The organism is Tissierella sp. (assembly GCF_032104385.1).
Classification (GTDB): domain Bacteria; phylum Bacillota; class Clostridia; order Tissierellales; family Tissierellaceae; genus Tissierella.
On sequence record NZ_DAMCHJ010000031.1, the window covers coordinates 1 to 7,967 of the forward strand.

At 31.5% G+C, this 7,967-nt stretch carries 6 protein-coding genes, 1 riboswitch and 1 other annotated feature; all 6 genes read right to left on the minus strand.

The annotated features are described in order from the left end of the window. Window positions 1-109 precede the first annotated feature (109 nt). Window positions 110-326, minus strand: a binding site (T-box leader). A gap of 50 nt (window positions 327-376) precedes the next feature. Continuing rightward, window positions 377-1,153 carry an ABC transporter ATP-binding protein gene (locus RT714_RS15740; protein WP_313758942.1) on the minus strand — a complete coding sequence of 259 codons (777 nt, stop codon included), beginning with the start codon at window positions 1,151-1,153 and terminating at the stop codon, window positions 377-379. Continuing rightward, the gene (locus tag RT714_RS15745; protein ID WP_313758944.1) at window positions 1,153-2,241 is read right to left on the minus strand and encodes an iron ABC transporter permease; all 1,089 of its coding nucleotides are present in this window, start codon (window positions 2,239-2,241) and stop codon (window positions 1,153-1,155) included. The genes RT714_RS15740 and RT714_RS15745 overlap by 1 nt, the downstream gene beginning before the upstream one ends. A 121-nt stretch (window positions 2,242-2,362) precedes the next feature. Next, a riboswitch (cobalamin riboswitch) is annotated at window positions 2,363-2,549 on the minus strand. 47 nt (window positions 2,550-2,596) lie between these two features. After that, window positions 2,597-3,886, minus strand: a complete 1,290-nt coding sequence (locus RT714_RS15750) for an NAD(P)-dependent oxidoreductase (RefSeq protein WP_313758946.1) — start codon at window positions 3,884-3,886, stop codon at window positions 2,597-2,599. A 17-nt stretch (window positions 3,887-3,903) separates the two neighbouring features. Beyond that, a complete protein-coding gene (locus tag RT714_RS15755) occupies window positions 3,904-5,130 on the minus strand; it encodes an NAD(P)/FAD-dependent oxidoreductase (RefSeq protein ID WP_313758947.1) in 1,227 nt (408 codons plus the stop codon). Between the two features lie 294 nt (window positions 5,131-5,424). Further along, window positions 5,425-6,684, minus strand: coding sequence for a uracil-xanthine permease family protein (locus RT714_RS15760; protein WP_313758949.1), 1,260 nt, complete (start codon window positions 6,682-6,684; stop codon window positions 5,425-5,427). Between the two features lie 263 nt (window positions 6,685-6,947). Beyond that, the gene (locus RT714_RS15765; RefSeq protein WP_313758950.1) at window positions 6,948-7,817 is read right to left on the minus strand and encodes a radical SAM protein; all 870 of its coding nucleotides are present in this window, start codon (window positions 7,815-7,817) and stop codon (window positions 6,948-6,950) included. Window positions 7,818-7,967 lie beyond the last annotated feature (150 nt).

Genomic DNA, 7,967 nt, shown 5'->3' on the forward strand with positions numbered 1-7,967 from the left:
ATTCATTTGCTCATTATCATTCGCATGAATTTGGCGTTCGTTGCGTTTGACCTACTAAAGCTCACTATCGTTCGCTAAGTTAGGTCATAAAAAGTCCCTAAGTCTTTGACTTAGGGACGAAATTTCCGCGGTACCACCCAAATTACAGAAAGTAAATAGATACTTTTTGTCACTTAATAAGTATAACGTCTTCACGTAATACCCTACTCCATTCAGGTATTATGCTCAAAGGTGATCTTCACAAAACTATTTATAATAATCTTCCACCAAATGATTATCTCTCTTTAATAAACATATTTTGCTACTATCCTTGTCAAAGCATATATTTTCACTTGTATATTAATATACTCAATACTGAGCCATCTGTCAAGAGAAATTATTCCTTTAAATAAAAGGGCTTATATACTATATTTATCCTATTAGTTTCCTGTTCTATAGATATCTTTGAATCTACACCGTATAATTTTTTTATTAATTCTTCAGTTATAACTTCTCTTGGTGTACCATGGTTGACCACTCTACCATCCTTCATAGCATATATCTTATCACAATATAAGGCAGCTATATTTAAATCATGAATAGCCGATATAATTGTGATATTAAGGGATTTTGCTATAGACATAAATTGTAGCTGATATTTTATATCTAAGTGATTTGTAGGCTCATCTAAAATTAAGCATCTAGTTTTTTGAGCTAAGGCTCTAGCTAAAATTATCCTTTGTTTTTCTCCGCCAGATAAACTATTATATTTTCTATCTGTGAAATCCTGCATATCTACTTTTTTCAGACAATCCAAAGCTATTTTATAGTCCTCCCGATTATCCTTTTCTAGGAATTTTTTATGAGGTGTTCTGCCTATTAAAACCATATCCAATACTGAAAAGTCAAAATCCTGATCATTATGTTGAGAAACTACTGCAATGTCTTTTGCAGTTTCTTTTAGTGAAAGCTCATCTATATTTTTATTATCTATTAATATGGTGCCCCCTTTAGGTTTCAATATACGATAAAAGGTTCTCAATAAAGTGCTTTTACCACATCCATTAGGTCCAATTATTCCAACAAATTCTCTATTACTTATATTCATATCTAAGTCTTTCAATACTTCCTTGCCACCTAAAAATACATTTAATCCTTTAGAGTTAAGTTCCACTATCCCTTACCCCCAAAACCATATGATTTATTAATAATTAAATAAATAAAAGTTGGAGCACCTATCATAGATATAATGATACCTATTGGCAACTCACTGCCTGGTATTATTATCCTAGTTAAAACATCAGCCCATATTAAAAATATTGATCCCATTAAGGCAGTAATTAAAATATTCTTTTTGTGGTCTGTTCCAAATAATATTCTAACAATATGCGGAATAATAAGCCCTACAAATCCTATAATGCCTGATGAATATACTGTCAGTCCTATAACTAAGGATATTATAATTAAATATACAAGCCGATATCTATGTAAATCTTTTCCCAATGTAATAGAAACCTCATCACCAAGAAGCATTAGATTTAATGTCCTATACTGGGTTATAAAAAAAATAGTAGTAAGTATTACTATAGGTAATATCAATCTTATGTCCTCCCATTTAGCCCCTGCAAGACTACCCATTAACCAATAGCTAATAGTTTTTATACCTTCCTTATTCTTAGAAAAATATATTATAAAACTAGAAAAAGCTGAACATAATGTATTAAGAGACATACCTGATAATAATAGTTTTGTTGAGTTAGGTCTTCCATTGACATTAGCCATAATCATTACCAGTATAGATATAGTAAATGCTCCTATAAAAGCACATATTCCAACATAATTAGGTCCAAGGAAAATGCCTACTCCTAACATAATAGCTAAAGTTGCACCTAAAGATGCACCAGAAGATATACCTAAAATATAAGGATCTGCCAGTGGGTTTTTAACTATAGCTTGCATCACTATTCCCGATATGGATAAACCCATACCAATGCAAATAGACAATATAATTCGTGGAAGTCTTATAAACCATATAATATCTATTATAGCATTGCTAGGAAGTTCATTTTGGTTTCCTATAGAGAATATCTTAAAATTTATAATCTTATATATATCTTTTATGGAAATATGAACTGAACCCATAGCTATAGATAACAACATAGAAAATATTAATACTATAAAAAGCATAGTAGAAATACCTATATAAATAGGCCGCCCTTTAAATAATCCTTGTTTAATTTCATTCCTGCAATCCTTTTTCATATCCAATTACTCATTTCCATATCTTTTCCTCCTGCTAATTCAAAAAACAACCCTTTAACTAGATAGTAATAGGGTTGTTTATAAACAGATAATTTTGACCTACTCTTTATCTTCCGTAAAGTCATAGTAATTAAAAATAGGCAGGTATTCTGACTTAAGCATTAGCATCTTTTCCACCTTCCCAGTTTCCCAGTGGTATATGGAAAAGACTACACTATCACAGCGGCGGGACCGTGTGGGATTTATACCCATCTTCCCTTTTAATCTATAGACCAGTAGTCCGTAGAACCTATTTTTGATTATTAAATTACAGTCATCATGTTACCATTTATATTAGTTTATGTCAAACTGAAGGTTAAATTTCTTCCTGCATCTTCCTTAATTTATATATCTCTGTAGATGCATCTAATTCCACCATATCATAAGTAATAAATTCACCTTTTTTAATATCTTTCTTAACTATTGCATTGTCATTTATAAGACCTATTGGTACTAAGTTTTCTTTTTTTGCTACTTCGTATGTGTCTATACTTCCCAGTACTGTATATTCGCCTATGCCATCTAGTTTTTCACCTTTCTTTAAGTCTTTTTTAGCCATTGTAATTACTTCAGCTACTGGTCTGTCATAAATAGGTGCAATTGTAGCCTCATTATAAAAATAAGCCTTTGCTATTGATATTGGTGTTTCTAAGCTCGTTAAATGATATGGCCTATAAAGTACATAATTTGGTCCCGATCCCATCTTTAAAAACTGCATTTCATGATGAACTTGCGGAAGTGATGTAGTCACAACGACAAATACTCCTGGAGCTATACCATGGGCATAATCTACTATTTTATATTTGTTTAATATTCCACCATCTTCTTTAAGACTATATATCTTTGGTAAATTATTTACTTCAGCTGTTGGTCCATAACCACCTCGTATATCTGGTATAAATCCTGTAGCATTTGCCATTGCTGCCATTTCCACCATAGTATTGGTTCCATCTATAAAGGAAGCCAGTCTAAGAGGTTTAAGTTTTGATTTTAATGCCTTTTCTTTTACAGTATCAGGAGTTGAATCATAATCTATTGGATTATTTTTGCCTTTACCAATTGCTAATACTTCAAATCCAGTAGCTTCTGCAAAATCGAAGATTTCTTTAACTGCACCTGGCTCATCTCCTGCTGTACCTGTATATACTACTCCTGCCTTTTTAGCCATTTTATTAAGTATAGGCCCTACTACCACATCTGCTTCAACATTTAACATTATAATATGCTTTCTATTTTGTATTGCATCCATTGCTATCTTTGCACCTGCATTTGGTACCCCTGTAACATCTACTGCTACATCAACTAAATTTGCCTTAGTAGCATACTCCGTTATATCTGTTACAACATATTTATTGTTTTCCATAGCAATATTAATATCATCAAGAGTTTTAGCTATTACAATATCTGCTTGAGATACACCTGCTAAAGTATAAGCCTCTAGAGCGTCAGATATTTGATTGCTAACAACTAAAGAAGGTTTCATACCTTTTACCAACATCATTTGGCTTACCATACCCTTACCCATAAGTCCTGCACCAATTATTGATACTTTTATATGCTTATTATTCTCATCTAGTTCTTTCAATTTATTATTTAAATTTAGCATTTAGCTTCCCCACTTTCTTAGTTCTTAGCTGCATTTAGTCCTGCAATATAGCCTGATGACCAAGCCCATTGAAGATTAAATCCTCCACAATCTCCATCTATATCTAACAATTCCCCTACTATATATAGTCCTTTAACAATTTTTGATTCCATAGTTTTATTATCTACTTCCGCAGTATTTACACCACCTGCTGTTACTTGAGCATTTCCCCAAGACTGAGATCCTATAACTTTAAAACTCCAAGAAGTAAGTATTTCTGAAAGCTTTCTCATCTCATCTTTAGACAAAGATGCTGCATTTTTATTCTTATCTATATTTGTTTCCTTAAGTAGGGGAATAATAAGTCTTTTATTTATTAGTCCTATTAGAGCGATTTCTATAGTTTTATTTGGCATAAGTTTAAATCTATTTACTAAGTATTCCAATAATTCTTCTTGGGTTTTAGTATGAATTATAGATACTCTTAACTCTACATTTTTTTCTTTATTCATATAATCTAAAGCAGTTCTACTCAATTGAAGTACTGGTGGTCCTGAAATACCATAGGAAGTAAAAAGAATATCCCCACTATCTTCTAATATTAACTTATTATCTATATATATCCCTGCTACTCCAAGAAATTTTACTCCATCTAATGCTCTAAGAAATTTACTCTCCAGTTTCAATTGTACTAAACCAGGAAATATCTCTGTAATTGTATGCCCTAGTTTCTTACATAGATTATATCCATTACCGTCAGAACCACTAGATGGTAATGCCATACCACCTGTTGCTATAATTACCCTATCCCCTTCAAATATTCGTTTATCTTTAAGTGTTACAGTAAATTGATTTTTCTTTTTTATCTCAAATACTTGGGCTTCCGTAATTAATTCAATTCCTTGAGTTTCTATTTCATATCTCAGTACATCTAACATAGATGAAGCTTGAAAAGACAAAGGAAAAACCTTTCCATTATCTTCTACGGCTGGTGTTATACCTAAGCTTTCAAAAAATTCTATAGTTCTTTCTACATTAAACTCAGATAATGCACTGTATGCAAACTTTGGATTGTTTCCATGATAATTATTTATATTTAAGTTTTTATTTGTATAATTACATCTTCCATTTCCTGTGGCTAAAAGTTTTTTTCCTACTCTGTCATTTTTTTCCAGTATTAAAGCATCTCCGCCATTTCTCTTTACCGATAAAGCCGCCATCATTCCCGCTGCTCCACCACCAATAATTATTATTTTCTTACTCATAGAAAAACTCCTTTTTCAAATTTACTCTGTTATCTATTTTATACTTTATTAGTAGTTTTGTCTATTTTAACAAAATAGTTTCATTAAAAATTTCTTATATAATAATATTCATTCTAAACCATCTCAATAATATAGAAAAATTATCTGTCACCGCATTAAAGGTCTTTTTTAAACTCATATAGGAAAAGTTACAAACTAAAAAAGATAAGGCAACACTTTCTTATTAATTATAAAAATTCCTCTCTAAAATAAGAGAGGAATTTTTATAAATTTTTATATATAATATATTAAATTCTATTTTCTATTCAATACTGCATTAATTATTATACCAATTAATGCTGCAAAACTTAGTCCTGCAATCTTTACATTTTCATTTATTGGAATTCCTATTGTAATTCCTAACTTTTTAGATAGATACTCTCCACCTAAGCCTAAAGCAAGTATTGTGCCCATTACAATAATATTTTTCCAGTTAAATTTAACTTCTTGATTTCTTATAGTCTTTACTCCTATTAAGGATATCATACTGAATAGCATCAAAGAAATTCCGCCCATTACAGCCGTTGGTATAGTTGATAATGAAGCTCCTATTTTAGCTATAAAAGCTAATCCTACTGCAAATACTGCTGCAAGCCTTAAAATTGATGGATCATAATTTTTAGTTATGGCAAGTACACCTGTATTTTCTCCGTAAGTTGTATTTGCTGGTCCACCTATTAATGTAGCTACTGTAGTAGCCAATCCATCTCCCAATAATGTTCTATTTAAACCTGGATCTTCTATAAAGTTTTTACCTACTACTTGACCATTAGTAGTTATATCTCCTAAATGTTCCATAAATACCGCTAGTACTACTGGTGCAATAATTGCTATAGCACCTAAGTCAAATTTGGGTAGTCTAAAACTTGGCATTGCTAGTATAGATGCTTTACGAATTGCTCCTGTGTTTACTATTCCTATTTTATATGAAACTGTATATCCAACTATAACTGCTATTAAAATTGCTAATTGTTTTATAAATCCTTTTCCTTTAAAATTTATAGTCAGTGCTGTTCCTAATGTTATAGCGGCTATAAGAAGATTTTCCTTTGCCATACCAAAAGCCACTGGTAACATATTCATACCTATTACTATAATCATAGGTCCTACTACTTGAGGAGCAAGATATCTTTGTATTCTTTCCACACCTATTTTCTTTATTAGGAAAGATACGAGCACATAGATTAATCCTGCTACAACCATTCCTCCTTGAGCATAAGATAAATCTCCATTATAAAGTTCTTTTACTGTTAAAATCACTGGAATAAATGCGAAGGATGAACCTAAGAATACGGGAACTTTTCCCTTTGTACAAGCGTGAAATATAAGTGTACCAATACCTGCCGAGAATAGAGCTATTGATGGGTCTAATCCTGTTATTATAGGAACTAAAACTGTTGCCCCAAACATAGCTATAAGATGTTGAAGTGCTAATATTACCTTTTTTGAATTACCTAATAATGACATTTCTTCGCCTGTTGAAGCAACAGACTTCTTAATTACGTTATCAACCATTTATTTTCTCTCCTTTCCAGCCTCACAGGACTGATTTAAAAGTTTATGACCTAACTTAGATGTAAGTGAGCTTTAGTAAGTCAAACACAGCGAGATCCAAATTTGCACAAATGTTATGAGTGAACAAATTTGTATTTCAAGACTGCGTAAGGTCTATATACAACTCAATAAGCTAGTCAATTTTTCCTTCAGTTATTATATCATTGTTTCATTAATTATACAATGTTTTTTTATAGAAACTTTTCCATAAAAAAGAAGACTTGCTACAGTCTTCTAAATAAATCTTTTTCTTCTAAATTGGCTATCTCCAATCCTTCTTCTATCTGAGATAGGATTATATCTTTATCCTTAGGTAAGGTTCCTTTTAATGCTACATAATTCGAAGCATGGTTAGACCTAAAAATACAATTCTCTACATTAAGATTTTCGACCATTTTCTTAGTTTCTAGAAGAACTTCTTTAGGCGTTAAGAGAGTAAATTTACCATTTTGTACATCCTTATAAAGAGGAGTGCTTTCTTCAACTAGCAAAGTAAGAAGTCCTACATAATTGGGATTTATCTCATTAATTATTTTAGCAGACTCTACTGCATGTTCATAGGAGTCTTTCTGTCCTCCTATTCCAGAAATAAGAGTTACGGAAAGCTCTATACCCGATTTAACCACCATTCTTCCCGCCCTAATCATTTCTTCTCTAGTAACACCTTTTTTGATATCTTTTAATATTTTATCTGACCCCGATTCTACCCCAAGATATATAATTCCTAACCCTAAAGATTTTAATCTATCTAATTCTTCATCACTCTTAGATAATATGGCCTTGGGTGAACCATATATCCCTACTCGCTCACATTGTGGAAAAAACTGTTTAATAAAAGAAAAGATTTTTACTAACTCTTCAGTCTTTATTGCTAGTGCATCTCCATCTGCAATAAAAATTCTTTTCACATATTTATATTTTTCTCTTGCTATCTTAAAATCCTCTATTATTTCATCTGTATTTCTAATCCTAAATTTTTTATCCTTATACATAGAACAAAATGTACACTTATTGTGAGTACATCCTATAGTAGCTTGAACTATTAGACTATAGGCTTCACTAGGTGGTCTATATAGCGAACCTTCATATCTCATACTATCACCTCATATCACAAATTTACGCAATCTTGCAACTCAAATCTATTTATTCACTGTGCTTGTATAGATTAACGCTCCCTAAGTTAGGTTATAAAAAAGCCCTACTACGACCAACGTAATAGAGCTTTTTATTAATTTTATGTAGCC

Coding starts and splice junctions, on each gene's coding strand:
- RT714_RS15750 (WP_313758946.1), bottom strand. CDS start 3,886: ATGCTAAATTTAAATAATAAATTGAAAGAACTAGATGAGAATAATAAG.
- RT714_RS15765 (WP_313758950.1), bottom strand. CDS start 7,817: ATGAGATATGAAGGTTCGCTATATAGACCACCTAGTGAAGCCTATAGT.
- RT714_RS15755 (WP_313758947.1), bottom strand. CDS start 5,130: ATGAGTAAGAAAATAATAATTATTGGTGGTGGAGCAGCGGGAATGATG.
- RT714_RS15760 (WP_313758949.1), bottom strand. CDS start 6,684: ATGGTTGATAACGTAATTAAGAAGTCTGTTGCTTCAACAGGCGAAGAA.
- RT714_RS15745 (WP_313758944.1), bottom strand. CDS start 2,241: ATGAAAAAGGATTGCAGGAATGAAATTAAACAAGGATTATTTAAAGGG.